This is a genomic window from Sphingomonas qilianensis, from assembly GCF_039614825.1.
Lineage (GTDB): Bacteria > Pseudomonadota > Alphaproteobacteria > Sphingomonadales > Sphingomonadaceae > Sphingomonas > Sphingomonas qilianensis.
On sequence record NZ_JBDIMF010000002.1, the window covers coordinates 438183 to 455070 of the forward strand.

At 67.8% G+C, this 16888-nt stretch carries 20 protein-coding genes; all 20 read left to right on the forward strand.

Annotated elements, in window-relative coordinates:
- Positions 1-7: 7 nt before the first annotated feature.
- The 20 genes from ABC969_RS08575 to ABC969_RS08670 all read left to right on the forward strand — a co-directional run bounded on the left by ABC969_RS08575 (position 8) and on the right by ABC969_RS08670 (position 16858).
- Complete coding sequence (locus ABC969_RS08575) at positions 8-3073, forward strand: S8 family serine peptidase (RefSeq protein ID WP_345864256.1); 3066 nt, start codon at positions 8-10, stop codon at positions 3071-3073.
- A gap of 11 nt (positions 3074-3084) precedes the next feature.
- A complete protein-coding gene (locus ABC969_RS08580) occupies positions 3085-5082 on the forward strand; it encodes a peptidoglycan-binding domain-containing protein (protein ID WP_345864257.1) in 1998 nt (665 codons plus the stop codon).
- Positions 5083-5493: a hypothetical protein gene (locus ABC969_RS08585; RefSeq protein ID WP_345864258.1), complete on the forward strand. Its 411-nt coding sequence runs from the start codon at positions 5083-5085 to the stop codon at positions 5491-5493.
- Between the two features lie 282 nt (positions 5494-5775).
- The gene (gene dapF, locus ABC969_RS08590) at positions 5776-6714 is read left to right on the forward strand and encodes a diaminopimelate epimerase (RefSeq protein ID WP_345864317.1); all 939 of its coding nucleotides are present in this window, start codon (positions 5776-5778) and stop codon (positions 6712-6714) included.
- A gap of 60 nt (positions 6715-6774) precedes the next feature.
- Positions 6775-7614, forward strand: a complete 840-nt coding sequence (locus ABC969_RS08595; RefSeq protein WP_345864259.1) for an NYN domain-containing protein — start codon at positions 6775-6777, stop codon at positions 7612-7614.
- A gap of 210 nt (positions 7615-7824) precedes the next feature.
- Positions 7825-8337, forward strand: coding sequence for a hypothetical protein (locus tag ABC969_RS08600; RefSeq protein ID WP_345864260.1), 513 nt, complete (start codon positions 7825-7827; stop codon positions 8335-8337).
- A complete protein-coding gene (locus tag ABC969_RS08605; protein WP_380808034.1) occupies positions 8334-9656 on the forward strand; it encodes a DNA-packaging protein in 1323 nt (440 codons plus the stop codon). The genes ABC969_RS08600 and ABC969_RS08605 overlap by 4 nt, the downstream gene beginning before the upstream one ends.
- A gap of 47 nt (positions 9657-9703) precedes the next feature.
- On the forward strand, positions 9704-9985 hold the full coding sequence (locus tag ABC969_RS08610) for a hypothetical protein (RefSeq protein ID WP_345864261.1): 282 nt from the start codon (positions 9704-9706) through the stop codon (positions 9983-9985).
- A gap of 84 nt (positions 9986-10069) precedes the next feature.
- A complete protein-coding gene (locus ABC969_RS08615; RefSeq protein ID WP_345864262.1) occupies positions 10070-10753 on the forward strand; it encodes a spermidine synthase in 684 nt (227 codons plus the stop codon).
- A gap of 232 nt (positions 10754-10985) precedes the next feature.
- Positions 10986-12095 carry a phage portal protein gene (locus tag ABC969_RS08620; RefSeq protein WP_345864263.1) on the forward strand — a complete coding sequence of 370 codons (1110 nt, stop codon included), beginning with the start codon at positions 10986-10988 and terminating at the stop codon, positions 12093-12095.
- Positions 12092-12406 carry a DUF6127 family protein gene (locus ABC969_RS08625; protein WP_345864264.1) on the forward strand — a complete coding sequence of 105 codons (315 nt, stop codon included), beginning with the start codon at positions 12092-12094 and terminating at the stop codon, positions 12404-12406. Before ABC969_RS08620 ends, ABC969_RS08625 begins: the two co-directional genes overlap by 4 nt.
- A complete protein-coding gene (locus tag ABC969_RS08630) occupies positions 12403-12801 on the forward strand; it encodes an HK97 family phage prohead protease (protein ID WP_345864265.1) in 399 nt (132 codons plus the stop codon). Before ABC969_RS08625 ends, ABC969_RS08630 begins: the two co-directional genes overlap by 4 nt.
- A gap of 103 nt (positions 12802-12904) precedes the next feature.
- Positions 12905-13951: a phage major capsid protein gene (locus ABC969_RS08635; protein ID WP_345864266.1), complete on the forward strand. Its 1047-nt coding sequence runs from the start codon at positions 12905-12907 to the stop codon at positions 13949-13951.
- A 147-nt stretch (positions 13952-14098) separates the two neighbouring features.
- The gene (locus ABC969_RS08640; protein WP_345864267.1) at positions 14099-14653 is read left to right on the forward strand and encodes a head-tail connector protein; all 555 of its coding nucleotides are present in this window, start codon (positions 14099-14101) and stop codon (positions 14651-14653) included.
- Complete coding sequence (locus ABC969_RS08645; protein ID WP_345864268.1) at positions 14650-14859, forward strand: hypothetical protein; 210 nt, start codon at positions 14650-14652, stop codon at positions 14857-14859. The genes ABC969_RS08640 and ABC969_RS08645 overlap by 4 nt, the downstream gene beginning before the upstream one ends.
- A complete protein-coding gene (gene gp17 / locus ABC969_RS08650; protein ID WP_345864269.1) occupies positions 14856-15251 on the forward strand; it encodes a tail completion protein gp17 in 396 nt (131 codons plus the stop codon). Before ABC969_RS08645 ends, gp17 begins: the two co-directional genes overlap by 4 nt.
- 111 nt (positions 15252-15362) lie before the next feature.
- Complete coding sequence (locus tag ABC969_RS08655) at positions 15363-15770, forward strand: phage tail tube protein (protein WP_345864270.1); 408 nt, start codon at positions 15363-15365, stop codon at positions 15768-15770.
- On the forward strand, positions 15767-16090 hold the full coding sequence (locus tag ABC969_RS08660) for a gene transfer agent family protein (RefSeq protein ID WP_345864271.1): 324 nt from the start codon (positions 15767-15769) through the stop codon (positions 16088-16090). The genes ABC969_RS08655 and ABC969_RS08660 overlap by 4 nt, the downstream gene beginning before the upstream one ends.
- On the forward strand, positions 16090-16284 hold the full coding sequence (locus ABC969_RS08665; RefSeq protein ID WP_345864272.1) for a phage tail assembly chaperone: 195 nt from the start codon (positions 16090-16092) through the stop codon (positions 16282-16284). The genes ABC969_RS08660 and ABC969_RS08665 overlap by 1 nt, the downstream gene beginning before the upstream one ends.
- Entirely contained in the window at positions 16277-16858 is a 582-nt protein-coding gene (locus ABC969_RS08670; RefSeq protein ID WP_345864273.1) for a tail tape measure protein, read from the forward strand. The genes ABC969_RS08665 and ABC969_RS08670 overlap by 8 nt, the downstream gene beginning before the upstream one ends.
- Positions 16859-16888: the final 30 nt, after the last annotated feature.

A 16888-nucleotide genomic window follows, 5' to 3' on the forward strand; every position in this document is an offset into this window, starting at 1 on the left:
GGCGGCGGTGGACCCGGCACTCCAAGAACTGATCGCCGAGGGGCGGCCCGAGGACGAGGTCGCGATCGTGGTTCGGTTACAGGACAAGGCCGAGCCTCCGGTCGGCATGCGGTTGATCAGCCGTTTCGGCCCGGTGGCTACCGCCCGGGCGCAACGGGACGAACTGGCGCGGCTGCATGCCGACCCGGCGATCGCCAGTCTGAAGGCGCCGCGGCTCTACGCCAAGGAGCTCGACGCGATTCACGAGCCCTTGGGCGTGGCCCTGGAGGGGATCGAGGACAGCCAACCCGGCGACGAGCGCCGTCCGGCGGGCCTTGCCGAAACAGGTAAGGGCACGATTGTTTGTGTGATCGATTGGTCGTGTGATTTCGCGCATCCCGATTTTCGCCATCCCGATGGCAGGACACGGCTGCTGGCTTTATGGGATCAGCGCATCGGTCGTGCCGAAAACCGCTACGGCTATGGCCGGATGCATGATCGCGCGGCAATCGACCGCGCCTTGCTGCAGCAGGATCCGTTCGTGGCGTTGGGCTATCCCTGCACGGATCGCGCGCATGGCACCCATGTTATGGGTATTGCGGCAGGTAATGGGCGAGCGGGCGGACCGGCCGGCGTCGCGCCCGAGGCCGATCTGATCTTCGTCCATCTCGGCAATGGCGGCGAAGATCTCGGCAGTTCGATCGAGTTGCTCGAAGCGGTCGACTTTGCCGTCCGCATGGCCGGGGATCGGCCGCTTGCGATCAACTTCAGCCTGGGCCGGCATGCCGGTCCCCATGATGGCACGCTGTTGATCGAACGCGCTATCGATTGGCTGCTGATGAACCGCCCCGGCACCGCCATCGTGCAGAGCACAGGCAATTATTATTCGCGCGACGTGCATATGAACGGGCGGATCAGCGAGGCGCGCATTGCCCGCTTGCCGTTCAGGCTCGGTCGGCGAGACACCCAGCCGGTGTCGGTCGAAATCTGGTATAAGGGGGCCGATGAATTCATCGCTTCGGCGCGCGGTCCCGATGGCGTGGCGGCGCAGGCGCCGTTGGGCGGCAAGGCCGAGCTGCGCACCGCCGCCGGGCAGGAAGTCGGGCGCCTTTACCACCGCCGCAACGATCCGAACAACGGCGACAATCTGATCAATTTGTTCCTCAATCCACACGCAAAAAGCGGGGCTTGGGAGCTTCAGATAGAGGGCATCGATGTCGTCGACGGACGATGGCATGCATGGATCGAGCGCAACGCCGCGTGCGCGCCGTGCCAGGGGCAGTTCCCCAGCGATCTTTCGGCATCGGATGGCACCACCGGCAGCATCTGTAACGCGCTCCGCACGATCGCGGTCGGCGCGTATGACGGGCATGATCCCGCGCACCCGTTGCCGCCTTTTTCCAGTGTCGGGCCGACCCGTGACGGTCGGCGCAAGCCTTTGCTGGCCGCCCCCGGCGTCCGGACATTGTCGGTGCGGTCGCGCGCCGATCCCGCCGCGGCGCCGGGCTATGTGCGGATGAGCGGCACCAGCATGGCCGCGCCGCTGGTGACGGGCACGCTCGCGCTGATGTTGCAAGCGGCCGGCCCGCAACGGATCAGTGCCTTGCGCCGCTGCCTGTTCGCGTCGCTGGCACCGGTGAGCGAGGACAATGCGCGCTGGGGGTACGGCAAGCTCGATATCATGGCGGCGGTCGTTCGCGCGCGCGCGCTCGCCCAAAAGCCGCCCCCGAAAGTGCCATCACCGGCCGGACCGATCGAAGGCTTTGCGGCACCGCCGCCGCCGCCGCAGCGGGGGTCGGGGTCGGGGCGTCGGGTCGTCCCCATAGTCGTTCTGCCCGGCATCATGGGCACGCGGCTCGATTTCACCAATTCGCCGCTGCCGCGCTGGGATCCTGACAATGCCGCTGCGATGCTCGGCTGGTTCCGCGCCGATCCTGACGATAAGTTGCGCGGGTTGGATATGCGCAGCCGCGTCACCATTGTGGCCGATGGCAAGCATGCCGGCGAGCATCGCCGCGGCTGGGATCAATTGCCCGCGGGATTTTACCGCCCGTTGTTGACGGCGATCGACGCCGCGTTCAACCGCGGCGGGGCGGGCGCGGCGCTGCGCTGCCCGGTCTGGGCCATGGGCTATGACTGGCGGCAGTCCAATCTCGACCACGCCCACCACCTGGCAAGTTATGTAGACCTCATTCTAAAAACCGAACACGCCCCCCAACTAATCCTCCTCACGCACAGCATGGGAGGTCTCATGGCGCGCGCGGCGCTGGTTGCTTACCCAAGACTGGCGGGCCGCATCGCGGGCGTTATTCATGCGATGCAGCCCGCGGTTGGTGCCGTCGTGGCGGCGCGACGGTTCCGCACGGGATTCACTTATAAGATCGACGGGTCGCTCGGTGAAGCCATGGCCGAGATGCTGAAGGAACAGGTCGGCTCCGGCGACGGCCGCGACGGCTGGTATGACGAAGGCGCAGAGGCCAAAAAATTCGCCGCGAACTGGATTATGCAGGCTGTTTTCAGCAGCACTAAGCTCGGTCCGCATCCGGAATATTATGCACGCCTAATGGCGGGCGTCGCCGGCGCCAACGAACTGCTGCCGTCGGATGGCGCAGATCGCGGATGGTGGCCGCATGCGGCGAAGCGTCCAACGATCTCGGTATTCGACTTGTACGCCGCAGGATGGGATCAGGGTGGCTTGATTCCTACCGGTTTGCGCCATGATCCCGCGGGGGATGCGCTGGCGCAGCGGTTGGCCGCCGCGAAAGCCTTTCACGACCGGGTTGGTGGACGATATCATCCAGTGACTGGGCTGCTGTATTCCGACGGGCTGACGACCGATACGCAGTTCGATCCGCAGCAACGACACAAGGCCGGTGACGGCACCGTGCCGACGTTCAGCGCCCGCGCCCCCGATCTGGCCGCGCCGCATTTCGTTCACGCTTTCAGCGGCGTCGAACATGCGGCGTGTTTCAGGAACAAGGCGTTCCGCGCCGCCGTGATCGACGGCATTGCCTATATTGCGGGCGGCGGCCCTGCGCTCGGCCGGGTTCAACCCCCAAAGTTTGCCGTCGCAACGCAGCTCGAAACCGCTTGAGGAGAGATGTAATGTCCCGTGAAATGGCGGAAGTGGCAGAGCGGCTGATCGAGGAGGATATTTCGGCCGAGGCGTTTATCTCGGCTCTCGTCGGCGACGATCCGGGCCGGTTGATCCAGCGTGCGCTCGACCCTGACGACCCCTCGATGACGGTGATCGGTTGGCCTGGGCAACGCATGACGCAGCCATTGGCGCGGGGCGATCTCGTCCTGCGCGACCGCGCCGACAGCACGCCGCGACTGTCGGTGGTCGACGAGCCGCAGCCAATGACCAGGGCCACCGCGCGCCGCCGCGCATTGATGACCGATGGGCCATTGCCGGGCCGTTATGTGCGCGTGCTCGAACCGGGAAGCGGGCAATCGGGCAGTCGATTTGCACGGCGGTTGACCGGCCCCGAGGGCCTGGTTTTGCCCAATGTGCGGATCGTGCGGCGCATCGGCGAGCAGGACGAAGCCGCGCCAGCCCCTTCAAACCGTGCCACGATCCGCGTCGGATCATCGGGGCCGGCCGTCGCCGAAGCGCAAGCGCGACTGAATGCGGTCGACGCATCACGACGGTCGCGGGGGGAATCGCCGATCGATCGCTGCCCCTTAACGGTCGATGGCAAGTTCGGCGCGCTGACACGCGCAGCGGTACTATCGTTCCAGCGCGTCGCTTTTCCTGCCGACCCGTCGGAGTGGGACGGCGTCGTCGGCCCGCATACCTGGGCTGCGTTGTTGGCTGGTTCAGGGACCGGCCCGGCGCCCACGCCGCCACCCGCGAAGGCGGCCTCGGTTGCATTCGTTACGGATGAGGATGGCGACCACCGCGCCGATGCCAGCGCACCCGCGGCGACGGCATTGATGTTCGGCCTGTGGGATCAGGCTTATGATGGGTCCGGAAATGTCCGCAACGCTGCCGCGGAAACCGACAATTTCGTCGGCCTTGATATTCGGCGCTTTTACATTCGCGTGCGCGACCCATTGGCCGGCGGATCCACCGTGACCGCCAGTTGGCGAACATTGAAAGCCAATGGATCAACGGACGATGCGCCGGCATCCCTAGCCGTCACCCTGACTCAAACAGCCCCGGGATCGCACGTCTTCGTGTCCAAGGCGTTGATGATCGTGTCGAATAACACCGATGCCAAACAGGCGACGCATAGTGGATTTACGTCCGGCCCTGATGCAGGTTTGCGCCAACGCGGGGAGAGCAACCACCGGTTGCGCCGCGCCGCGCTCGATGGCTTTGTCGAGACACGCTACATTCCCTCGACCGGCGCCGCAGTAACGGAGAGGTTACCCGTTTTTCAGCGTGCGCCCGACGTCCGGCGCAAGCTCGCGGTGCGCGTGGTAAACTATGACGGTCATGCCACGCCGGCGGACATCAACGGACATTTTGCAACTGCAAACCGTCGCTGGGCACAAGCGGGCCTGCGGATTGATCCTGCAAAGACAGAGGCGCGCAATCTTCCTGCCGCCGCCAAGGATGCCCATGGCAATTACGCAAAGCAGGTGAAGGACGACGCCGCTGAGATTGCGGCGCTAAACGACCTGCTGCCGGGATCCGCCGACAATACGCTCACCGTGGTGTTCGTGCGCATGCCATCCAGCAATGCCTATACCACCCTTTTCGAGCGCACCGCGACCACGCTTGGCGACCGATTCTTCGTCTTTATCAATCCCGGCATCAATCCCGAGGGAACGACGTTGGCGCACGAGCTTCATCATGTGTTGTTCAACCGGCCGGATCTCAGCCCGAAGCCCCCCGTGTCGGACCTCGCCTTCCGCGCTTTCTTTCCGTTCAATACGAACCCGTCGCTAGCCTATGGCCTAGCCGTGCCGGATGCGCGCGTCAGATTGCGGATTCAGCATCTTCATTCGCCCAATCCCGACAATGATCCCTCGAACGATAATGTCGTCAACTGGGTGAGGCGGCGGCGCACGACGCGTTTTCCATTTCCGGCACCGACAAACGCGACAGCCGTCGCCGATTCGAGCACGGGTAATACGCTGACGAGGAGCCTTTAGATGAGCACCGCGAACCATGACGAAACCGCCGCCGAGCGCGTTGCGCTTGTCGTCGGCGGCGGCTTTAATGACGATGCGCTGGGCGATGAATATTATCGCGTAATCGAGGCCATTCGCGCGGCGCCCGCCGACCATTTGCACGAGTTTCTGCGAATGTTCGTGACCCAGCCTGCGTCTGCAGCAATGTTGACCGAACTGACACTAGCCCGTTTTCTCGAAATAGTTCAGCCACTATTGCCAAACGACGTGCGCGCCGCCGCGACAGCGCTTGACCGGCGCATGGGCTCGCTTTCGCAGCATCTCGAATCGCTAGGCGAAAGTACCAGCGAGGCGGTCAACAATGCGCGGGACCGGGCCGGGCGGCAGATCGATTTTCGCCGCGGGACCATTTCCGAAATGCTAGCACCTTGAAGAGCGGGGATTTCCATCCGGGCGCGCTGGCCTATCGCGCTATCTTACCAGCGCCGCCCTCGCCGTCGCCCGCGAGATCGCATCATCCTTGGCACCAATCCATGCCGAAATATCGATGGCGGGCGGCGTAGCGCCCTTGCTCGATCGATAATCCGATCACGCCTTCGGCGACGGATCGGATCTGCCACCGGCATGTCGCGCCAATTTGAACTCCTGCGGACTCGACTTCAGCACCGCGCCAAGCGACCTTGCGGACGGGGCGCGCGGCGCTAAATGCAGGATATGAAACTCGATTTCGTCAAATGCCATGGATCGGGCAATGATTTCCCCCTGATCGACGCGCGCGGGAGCACGCTGAGCACTGGCGACTGGGCAAGCGTGGCGCGCGCGCTGGCGGACCGGCGTGGCGTGCTTGGTGGCGATGGGATCCTGTTGCTGACCGAGGGCAACAAGGCGCATCCATTTGGCATGACCATGCTCAATCCTGATGGCTCGGAGGCGGAGACATGTCTCAACGGCGTGCGCTGCGTGGCGCGCGCCGGGTTCGAGGCGCTGGATATTGATCATGGCGCGGTGCGCCTCAAGACCTCAGTAGCGCAGGCCGCGCGCGATGCTGCCCTTGCACCCGGCGTGTACACCGTGCGCGAGGTGGCCGGACCCGCGTCGCTCGATATTGCCGCCTGGCCGTTGACGGGTATGGGGCGGGAGATCGTCGAGCAGACCATCCCGATGCTGCCGAGTGCGCGCACATTCACCGCGGTGGGGATGCCTAATCCGCATCTGGTGAGTTTCGTCGACGTGATCAACGAAACAGAGCTAGTGCGCGTGGGAAAAGCGTGCGGAGCGGCGCCTAAGTGGTTGAAAAATAGAGCGAATGTTTCATTTGTGGAGGTTCGGGGGGGGGATTTGTTCGTGCGGACGCATGAGCGTGGCGTGGGGCTGACGGACAGTTGCGGGAGCGCGATGGCGGCATCGACCTTTGCGGCGTGCCTCACCGGGCGGATCGCGTATGGCGCCGAGCTATCGGTGTTCAACCGCGGCGGGCTGGTCCGCGCGCAAGCCGAGCGCGACGGCATGGTGCGGCTATCGGGCAATGCGACGTGGGAATTTGCCGGTACGGTGGAGGTCGACCTGACGATGGAGGTGGCCAGCAACCTGGTAGTGACGCGGCACTACCCGGAAGAGATCGCCGCCTGGTCCGCGCTGGTGGACAGCCTGTAGCGCTTACACATTGTCAATCTTGTCCGGGCAGGGTCGGCGCTTTGCAGCCTGCGAGACGCCATGAACCCCGACACATTTACTGGCCCCAGGCGGCACATCGCGCTGCTGATCGATGCTGATAACGTGGCCTGTGACCGTCTCCGCGGCATCGTCGCGGCGCTCGCCGAGCACGGCACGGCCGATATCCGGCGCGCGTATGGCGACTGGAGTAGCGAGCTGCTCAAGCCGTGGAAGACGACGCTGCACGCGCTGGCGATCCGGCCGATCCAGCAATTCTGCTACACCAGCGGCAAGAACGCGACCGATATCGCGCTGGTCATCGACGCCATGGAATTGCTCCACACGCAGCGACCGGATGCCTTTTGCATCGTTTCCAGCGACGCGGATTTCACACCGCTGGTGATGCATCCGCGCGAGCGCGGCTGCGATGTATATGGCTATGGTGAGCGGAAGGCACCACAGCCCTTCGCCGATGCCTGTACCTCGTTCACCTATTTCGACCAGCTTGGCGACCGTGCCGCGGGCATGCCGTTGCAGGATAACGTGGCGGAAGCGAATGCCCTGCCGGCGGCCAAGGCCCCGACAAAAATTGACGGGTCGGCGCCTGCGCCTGCGCCATTATCGGCAACGGAAAAGGCGCTGCGGCAGAATACGAAACTCGTTCACGGCCTGCGCAGTGCGGTGGAGGCATCGATGAAGGACGATGGCTGGGCGATGATCGGCGCAGCAGGTAATGCTGCGATCCGGCAATCATCGATCGACCCGCGCGCGCATGGCGCGAAAAACTTTCCCGCATTGTTCAAAGCAGTCGGCCTGTTCGACATTAGCAGGAGCGATGCTGGGCAAACGTACGTGGCCGACAAACGCAACAAGCGGCGGGCCGCGCGACCGGCCGGGTGATCGCGCGTAGCCCTACGCCATCTTACGGGAGCTAACGGTGTAGGCCAGGCTTAAGGCGAACCATATAGGATAATCCGCTTGACAGCGTCACGCTGTTCTGGTACATATCAGGAACGATGACAAATTGCGAGTCGGGCGGTGCGGGAATGCAGCGCCGGGGACGGGCCGGAGCGGGGACGCTTTCCGGCCCTTTTGCGTGGGAGATGGGCGGTGGCGGATATCGGCGGTAGCAACGGATGTCGCGTGCAGCAGCGCGCGACGCGCAAGGGCGGGTGGACCACGGGCAAGCGGACGGTGTTTCTGGCGACGCTGGCGGCGACCTGCAACGTGACCGCGGCGGCGCGCGCGGCGGGCAAATCGGATCATTCGGCGCGCGCGCTGCGCAAGCGCGACGGCGAATTCTCGCTGTTATGGGCCGAAGCGCTCGAGGTCGGTTACGAACGACTGGAAAACGAGCTGGTGGCACGCGCGCTGGGGCTCGTTTCGAGCGGCGACAATCCGACCAGCGCGGAGATCATGACGCCCCCCGCCGTGCTGCCCGCATTCGACCCGGCGCTGGCCATCCAGGTGCTCAAGCTGCGCAGTGAGACGACCAAGCGCGCAGGCCCGCAGGGCGCGCCGCCGGTGATCAAGACGCAGGGCGAGGTCGATGCGGCATTGCTTCAGCGGCTCGATGCGCTGGCGGCGCGCCGCCGGCAGGAGCGCGGCGAGGATGCGACATGAGCGCCGCCGCGCCGACCGGACGGCGCGCGCTGATCGCGCGGCTGAGCGCGCTCGACGCGCGCGACCGGGCGATCGAGATGATGAAGCTGCCGCCGGCGGAGCGACGCGACCTGCTCGACGACTGGACCAATTGGGCGCGCGCCGCGCAACTGGCACCGGTCGGCGACTGGCGCGTGTGGGTGATCTGCGCCGGGCGCGGCTTCGGCAAGACGCGGGCCGGCGCGGAATGGGTCAGCGATGTCGCGCGCACCACGCCCGACGCGCGGATCGCGCTGATCGGCGCGACGGTCGACGAGGTTCGCCGCGTGATGATCGAAGGCCAATCGGGGCTGCTTGCCGTGGCGCGCTCGAACGAGCCGATCGTGTGGCGACAGACGCGCAACGAGATCGAATTCGCCTCGGGCGCCAAAGCCTATGTGTTTTCGGCCGCCGCACCGGAAAAGCTGCGCGGGCCGGAACATCATGCGGCGTGGTGCGACGAACTCGCCAAGTGGCGGTATGGCGACGCGGCGTGGGACAATATGGTGCTGGGCGTGCGGCGCGGCGATCAGCCGCGCGTGCTGGTGACGACGACGCCCAAGCCGGTGATGCTGCTACGGCGCGTGCTGCGCGAGGCGGGCGACAATGTACGGCGTGGCAGCACCGCGGATAATCCGCATCTGCCGCCAAGCTATGTCGCCGCGGTGACGCATCTGTATGGCGGCACGCGGCTGGGGCGGCAGGAGCTGGACGGCGAACTGCTCGAGGATATCGAGGGCGCGCTGTGGACGCGCGCGATGATCGAGGCGTGCCGGGTGGATGCGCTGCCCGCGCTGGTGCGCGTGGTGGTGGCGGTGGATCCGCCGGCGGGGATCGACGGCGATGCCTGCGGGATCGTGTGCGTCGGGCTGGGCGCGGATGGCCGTGGCTATGTGATCGAGGATGCCAGCCTGAGCGGCGCATCGCCCGAGGGCTGGGCGCGCGCGGTGGCCGACTGCGCGGCGCGGCACCACGCGGACCGCGTGGTGGCGGAAAAGAACCAGGGCGGCGAGATGGTGCGCAGCGTATTGCGCGCGGCGAATGCGGTGATGCCGCTGACGCTGGTGCACGCCGCGCGGGGGAAGATCGCGCGGGCCGAGCCGGTGGCGGCGCTGTATGAAGGCGGGCGCATCGGCCATGTCAGCGGCTTGCGCCAGCTGGAGGACGAATTGTGCGGCATGGTGGTCGGCGGGGTGTACCGCGGGCCGGGGCGCTCGCCCGATCGCGCCGATGCGCTGGTGTGGGGGCTGACCGAACTGATGCTGGGCAGCCACGGGGAGGCGGCGGTGCGGGGCCTGTGATCTTCCCGCGCGCTGGTGCGTTGTCGTGGGATCAAAGGAGATGCGTGATGAGCGACGAAGCACCCGATGTCGGCCCCGATAACGGCAAACGGCCGGCTTTTGCCAAACCGATCGATACGGGGCTGGGCGCGATCGGCACCGGCGGCGGCTATTCCGGGCAGGAATATGATTCCGCAGGGCAAGAGGATTGGCGGCGGCGGCAGGATGCGCTGGCGGTCGATCCGGGCGGCAAGGTCGAGGGATCAGGCGCGGGCGCGGGCGGCGCGCCGGGCGAGGATTATGACGATGACAGCGCCACCGGGTCCGCGCCGCCGCCGACGGGGCGGTGAGTGAGGGGACGTGAGAGGGGGGACGTGACGGTGGCGTTGCGGCGCTGATCTGCGTATCGCGGCGCCTTCAGATGAGGACAGCCGATGGTACCGCGTGAATTGATCGATGTGGCGGAGGTGCCGGGGGGCGAGCCGCTCAGGCTGTTCCGGCGCGGCGCGGATTATATGATCGTGCTCGAGCGCAACGAATTGATGAACAGCCGGATGAGCGGATCGGAAGAGGCGCTGGCGGTAATGACGTGCGAGCGGCTGCGCGCGCGGCCGGGCGGGCTGGCGGGGCTGCGCATGCTGATCGGTGGCTATGGCATGGGGTTCACGCTGCGCGCGGCGCTGGCGGAAGTGGGGCCGGACGCGCGGATCGAGGTGGCCGAGCTGGTGCCCAAGATCATCGAATGGGCCGAGGGGCCGATGGCGGATCTGACCGCCGGGTGCCTCGACGATCCGCGTGTGAGCCTGGTGATGGAGGATGTCGCGGCGCCGATCTTCGACGGGACGGAGACGTATGATGCGATCCTGCTCGATGTCGATAACGGGCCGGACGGGCTGGTGCGGCCGAGCAACGGGCGCCTCTATTCGGCGCGTGGGCTGGCGGCGGCGAAGAATGCGCTGTCGCCGGGGGGCGTGCTGGCGGTGTGGTCGGCGGCGTCGGATCCGAAGTTCTTAAAGCGGCTGGGCGATGCCGGGTTTGCGGTGGACGAGGTCGCAGTGAAGGCCAGGAGCAACGGCAAGGGGCCGCGGCATGTGATCTGGTTCGCGACCAAGGGGTGATCTTGGTCATTCCCGTATAGGCTGAACCCCTCAGGGACTGCGCTATCCCCTGTCGTCACCCCGGACGTGTTCCGGGGTCTGCGGTGCCGCGCAATCTCGACGGGTGGGCATGCGGCACGGTGGACCCCGGACCAAGTCCGGGGTGACGGGGTAGTTTCGGCGTTCGGGATTATGCGTCCCCGCCAACGCGGGGATGACGGTTGGCGCGCGCGGCGCTTTTCAGGAGCATGACATGAAAATCTTCGGCTGGAAATCAGCCGGGCGCGCGGAAGTGCGTCCGGTGTTGTCGCGTGTCGGCGCGTCTCGCGTGATCGGGGACTGGCCGATGCGCTATGAGGCGCAGGTGCGCGAGGCGTATCTGGGCAATGCCATCGCGCAGCGCGCGGTGCGCGTGGTGGCGGATGGCCTGGGCGAGGCGCCGCTGACGGCATCGTCGCCCGAGCTGGAAGCGCTGGTGCGCGCGCGATCGGGCGGGCAGGCGTTGCTCGCCACGGTGGCGGCGCAGCTGTTGCTGCATGGCAATGCCTATGTGCAGTTGCTGACCGATGCGGACGGGGGCTTGCGCGAGCTGTTCGCGCTGCGCCCCGAACGGGTGACGGTGGAGCCGGATGCGGGCGGGTGGCCCGCAGGCTATGCCTACCGGGTGGGCGAGCGGGTGGCGCGGTTGCCAGCGGAGGATGCCGGGGGGCGGCCGGCCATCGTGCACATCAAGGCGTTCAACCCGAGCGACGATCATTATGGCCTCGGGTGCCTGGGCGCGGCGGCGGGGGCGGTGGCGGTGCACAATGCCGCGGCGCGCTGGAACAAGGCGCTGCTCGACAATGCGGCGCGGCCATCGGGCGCGCTGGTCTATGATGCGGGCGATGGCTCGGCCCTGTCGGGCGAGCAGTTTGCACGGCTGAAGGCGGAGATGGAGGCGGGGTTTGCCGGCGCGGGCAATGCCGGGCGGCCGATGCTGCTGGAGGGCGGGCTGAAATGGCAATCCTTATCACTATCACCGGCGGACATGGATTTCGCCGCGACCAAGGCGGCGGCGGCGCGCGAGATTGCCGGTGCCTTTGGCGTGCCGCCGATGCTGTTGGGCCTTCCGGGCGATGCGACCTATGCCAATTACCGCGAGGCGAGCCGGGCGCTGTGGCGGCTGACGATTTTGCCGCTGGCGGGATCGATCCTGGCGTCGCTGGCGCAGGGGCTCACCGGGTGGTTTCCGGGCGCGGCGCTGAGCGTCGATCTCGACCGCGTGACCGCGCTGGCGGAGGATCGCGCGGCATTATGGCAGCAGGCCGCGGGGGCGGATTTTCTTACGCCGGAGGAGAAGCGCGCGATGGTGGGGCTGTCATGAGCGGGCCGGGCAGCGCGGTGCTGGCGCAATTGCTGGCGCAGAGCGCGGGGCAGGGGGCGGATCTGCTCGCGCTGCGCGCGATCGCCGAGGAAGCGGGCGATCTGGCGGCGGGGCGCGCGCTGGCGCGGCTCGGACTGGAGGACGCGCAGGCGGCCAAGGACATGGCCGAACTGCGCGAGCTGCTGGCGGCGTGGCGCGCGGCGAAGAAATCTTTGTGGAAGGCGGTGCTGGGGTGGATCGTGAAAATGGCCTTGGTGCTGATGCTGGCCGGTCTGGCGGTGAAACTGCGGCTGTGGGAGCTGCTCGAATGAGCGTGCGGTTTGCCGGTTACGCCGCGGTGTTCGATGTGGCGGATCGCGGCGGCGATGTGGTGCGCGCCGGGGCGTTCGGGGCGGTGCCCGCGGGCGTGCCGTTATTGTGGCAGCATCGCGGAAAGCCGGTCGGCGTGATCGAGCGGGTGCGCGAGGACGCGCGGGGCTTGCGCGTGATCGGGCGGATCGAGGAACCGCGGCTGGCGGGGCTGGTCGCCTCGGGCGCGGTGGCGGGGCTGTCGTTCGGGTACCGCGTGCGGGCGGCGCGGCACCGTCTCGCCGGGGGGCGGGTGCGCGAGCTGACCGCGCTGGAGCTGGTCGAGATCAGCCTGGTGGCGCAGCCGATGCAGCGGCTGGCGCGGGTGCATGCGGTGGACGAAACGAGCGGACCGTGAGCGGCGATCCGCGAAGACCACCGGGTGACGGCAGGGGGTGGGAGAGTTTTGTCGGGCGCGTCCGGTTCGGGCGCGCCTTTTCTTTTGGGTGGAGGAGACGGACATGACGGACAACACGATGGACGCGCTTGAGGCGAGCTTCGAGACGATGGAACTGGCGGCGACCGCGCGGCCGATGCTGGAGGGCGCGCGGGCCGGTGGCGCGGCGTTTGACGGGTTCTTGCGCTCGGGCGCGAGCGTGGAGATGAAGTCGTTTACCGGGCTGACCGGCGATGCCGGCGGCTTTGCCGTGCCGCGCGAGATCGATGCGGTGATCGATGCGACGCTCAAAGCGGTGTCGCCGATCCGGTCGGTGGCCAATGTCGTCAAGGTCGGCACGGCGGGCTATCGCAAGCTGGTGACGACCGGCGGCACGCCATCGGGCTGGGCAGCGGAGACGGCGGTGCGGCCGGAGACGGCGACGCCGGTGTTCGTCGAACTCGCGCCGCCGATGGGCGAGCTTTATGCCAACCCCTCGGCCAGCCAAGCGATGCTCGACGATGCCGCATTCGATGTCGAGGCATGGCTGGCGAGCGAGATCGCGACCGAATTCGCCAAGGCGGAAGGCGGCGCGTTCATCAACGGCACCGGGATCAACCGGCCCAAGGGCTTTCTGACCTATACCACCGCGGCGACGCCGGATGCGACGCGCGCGTTCGGGCAGTTGCAGCATCTGGCCTCGGGCGTGGCGGGGGATTTCGGCACCAGCCCGCAGGACAAATTGATCGGTCTGGTACAGGCGCTGCGCGCGCCGTACCGCCAGGGCGCGGTGTTCGTGATGAACGCGGCGACGATGTCGCGCATCCGCAAGTTCAAGACGGCGGACGGACAGTTCCTGTGGATGCCATCGATGAGCGCCGGCGTGCCGGCGACGCTGCTCGGCTATCCGGTGATCGAGGCGGAGGACATGCCCGATATCGCGGCCAACGCGCTGGCCATCGCGTTCGGGAACTTCAAGGCGGGGTATCTGATCGCGGAACGCAGCGAGACGGTGATCCTGCGCGATCCCTACAGCAACAAGCCGTTCGTGAACTTCTATGCGACGAAGCGGATCGGCGGGTGCGTGGCCAATAGCGAGGCGATCAAGCTGCTGAAGTTTGCCGTGAGCTGAGCTGCTTCCTCCCCCTGGGGGGAATTTGGTGAGGGGCTCCGCACGATCGATCGTCCGGATCCCCTCACCAACTGCGACTAGGCAGCAAGCTGCCAAGTCTTCGTATCTTCTCCCGATGGGAGAGGGATTCTTGCGAAGGAATTTATCATGGCTCCTGGCTTTCCGGCGCAGGTGATTGCGGACGCGCGGGCCGCGGCGAAGGATTATGCGCGCGTGTCGCTGGCGAGCGAAGACGCGCTGTTCGATGATCTGGCCGCGGCGGCGCTGGCGATGGCGGAACAGTTTTTGCGGCTCAGCCTGATCGTGCGACCGCACCGCGCGGTGCTGCCCGCGGGGAGCGGGTGGCAGCGGCTGCCGGTGGGGGCGGTGACGGCGATTACCGCCGTGGCCGGCGTGCCGGCGGCGGGGGCGGAGTTCGCGCTGCCGGTGGGGGCCTATGCGATCGATGTGGATGCGGACGGCGATGGCTGGGTGCGCGTCTCCGCGCCGGGCGCGGCGGGGCGCGTGGCGGTGACATTTTCGGCCGGGCTGGCGGTGGACTGGGCGGGGGTGCCCGCACCGATCGCGCAGGGCGTGGTGCGGCTGATCGGGCATTTGCATGCCGAGCGGGATGCCAGCGGTGGTGGGGGACCGCCGCCGGCGGCGGTGACCGCGTTGTGGCGGCCGTATCGCCGGCTGACGCTGCTGGAGCGGGGGCGATGATGGACCGGCTGGCGGCGCGCGCCGAGGCGATCGGGGCGCAGCGGGCGGCGGCGGTGCGCGCTGACGTGGCGGCCCTGCTGTCGGCTGAGGTGCAGGGCGTGGACGTATCGGTGGTGGGGGATGACGTGGTGATCGCCGGGCGGGGGCTGCGCTGGCGCGCGGTGCGCGACCCCGCGCTGCGCTGGATCGGGAGTTTGCTGAGATGAGCGCGGAGAGCGTGTTGCAGGCCGCGGTGCTGACCGTGCTGCGCGGCGATGCCGGCCTGACGGCGGGGCTGAACGGCGTGTTTGAGGGGCCGGCTGTAAGGGCGTCGCTGCCGTTTGCCGAGCTGGGCGAGCTGCTGGCGGTGGACTGGGGGACCAAGACGGCGGCGGGGCGCGAGCTGCGCATCGCCGTCACGGTGCGTGGCGCGGGGGATACGGGCGCGGCGGTGGCGGCACTGGCGGGAGCAGTGGGGGCGGCGATCGAGCGGTTGCCGCGCGATCTGAGCGGGTGGCGCGTGGCGAGCGTGGTGTTGCTGCGCACGCGGTTGTTGCGCGGTGGGCCGGGCGCCTGGGCGGCGGTGGTGGAATATCGCGTGCGCATGCTCGCGGTCTGACGGCCGAACAAGAAGGGTTTTCGCGCGAAGACGCGAAGACACGAAGGGTGTGCGGCGGGCGCTCTTCGCGGCTTCGCGCCGTCGCGTGACATCAACTTAGAGGAGGATGAGATGGCGGTGGAGCGGGGTAGTGCCTTTTTGCTGAAGGTGGGGAATGGCGCGGTGCCGATCGTCTATCAGACGGTGGCGGGGCTGCGCACGACGCAGCTGAGCGTGAATGGCGAGATGGTGGCGACGACGTCGAAGGATTCGGGCGGGTGGCGTGATCTGCTGTCGGGCGCGGGGGTGCGCTCGGTCTCGGTGAGCGGCGCGGGGGTATTTACCGGATCGGCGGCGGAGGTGCGCATCAAGAGCAATGCGCTGTCGGGCGTGCTCGACGATTATCGGCTGAGCTTCGAAAGCGGCGAGACGATGACGGGCAAGTTCCTCGTCACGCGGCTGGATTATGCCGGGGAGTTCAATGGCGAGCGCTCGTACACGGTGAGCCTGGAGAGTTCCGGGCCGGTGGTGTCGGCGTGAGCGCGGCCAATGCGACAGCCAATCCGGCGCGGGGCGAGGCGGCGGTGCGGATCAATGGCGAGCCGCTGGTGCTGCGCCCGAGCTTTGCCGCGCTGGTCGCGGCGGAGGGCGAGATCGGGCCGCTGTTTGCGCTGGTCGAGCGCGCCGCCGAGGGGCGGCTGGGGCTGGGCGAGCTGGTCGCGTTGTTCTGGCATTGCCTGCGCGAGCGGCCCGAGGGGCTGACGCGCGACGCGTTTGGCGAGGGGGTGGTGCGTGGCGGGCTGGCGGCGGCGTCGCCGGCGCTGCGCGTGCTGCTCGGGCAGATTCTGGCGGGGCGGTGATGCTGTTCGTCGAGCGCGCGGGGGCGCTGGCCGGCTTTGCCGGGGCGTTTCTGGGCTGGGCGCCGGACGCGTTCTGGGGGGCGACGCCGGCGGAATTGCTGGCGGTGGTTTCAGCATTGCGTGGCGACGCGGCGGCGGCACCGCCGGATGACGCGACGATCGCCCGGTTGAGGGAGGCGTTTCCCGATGGATGAGGAAATCGAACGGCTGGTGATCAGCGTGCGCGCCGATACGCAGGCTTTTGCGCGCGATGTCGGCGCGATGCGCGGGGCGCTGGAGGGGCCGCTGGAGGCGGGGGTGGAGCGCGCCGGGCGGGCGATCGAGGCAACCTTGCTGCGCGCGGTGCGGACCGGAAAACTGGGCTTCGAGGATTTGCGCCAGGCGGCGCTGGCCGTGATGGCGGAGATCGCCACGGCAGCGGTGCGGGGCGGCATCGATGCGTTGCTGGGGCGGGACGGCGGTGGCGGCGGCGGCGGACCGGGCGGGTTGCTCACTCTCGTGTCCGGCTTGCTGAGCGGCGCGCCGGGGCGCGCGACGGGCGGGCCGGTGTCACCGGGGCGGGCGTATATGGTGGGCGAGCGGGGGCCGGAATTGTTCGTGCCGGCCGGGGCTGGGCGCGTGGAGCCGGGCAGCGGGGCGGGGGGCGGCGCGCGCGAGGTGCGCGTGGCGATCTCGGTTCATGCCGCAGCGGACGCGGCGCCGGCGGCGCTGGCGCGATCGAGCCGGCAAGTGGCGCGCGCGGTGCGCGCGGCGCTGGAGGCGGAGTAGGCGCGCTCCCGATGGGAGAGGGAAGGAGGC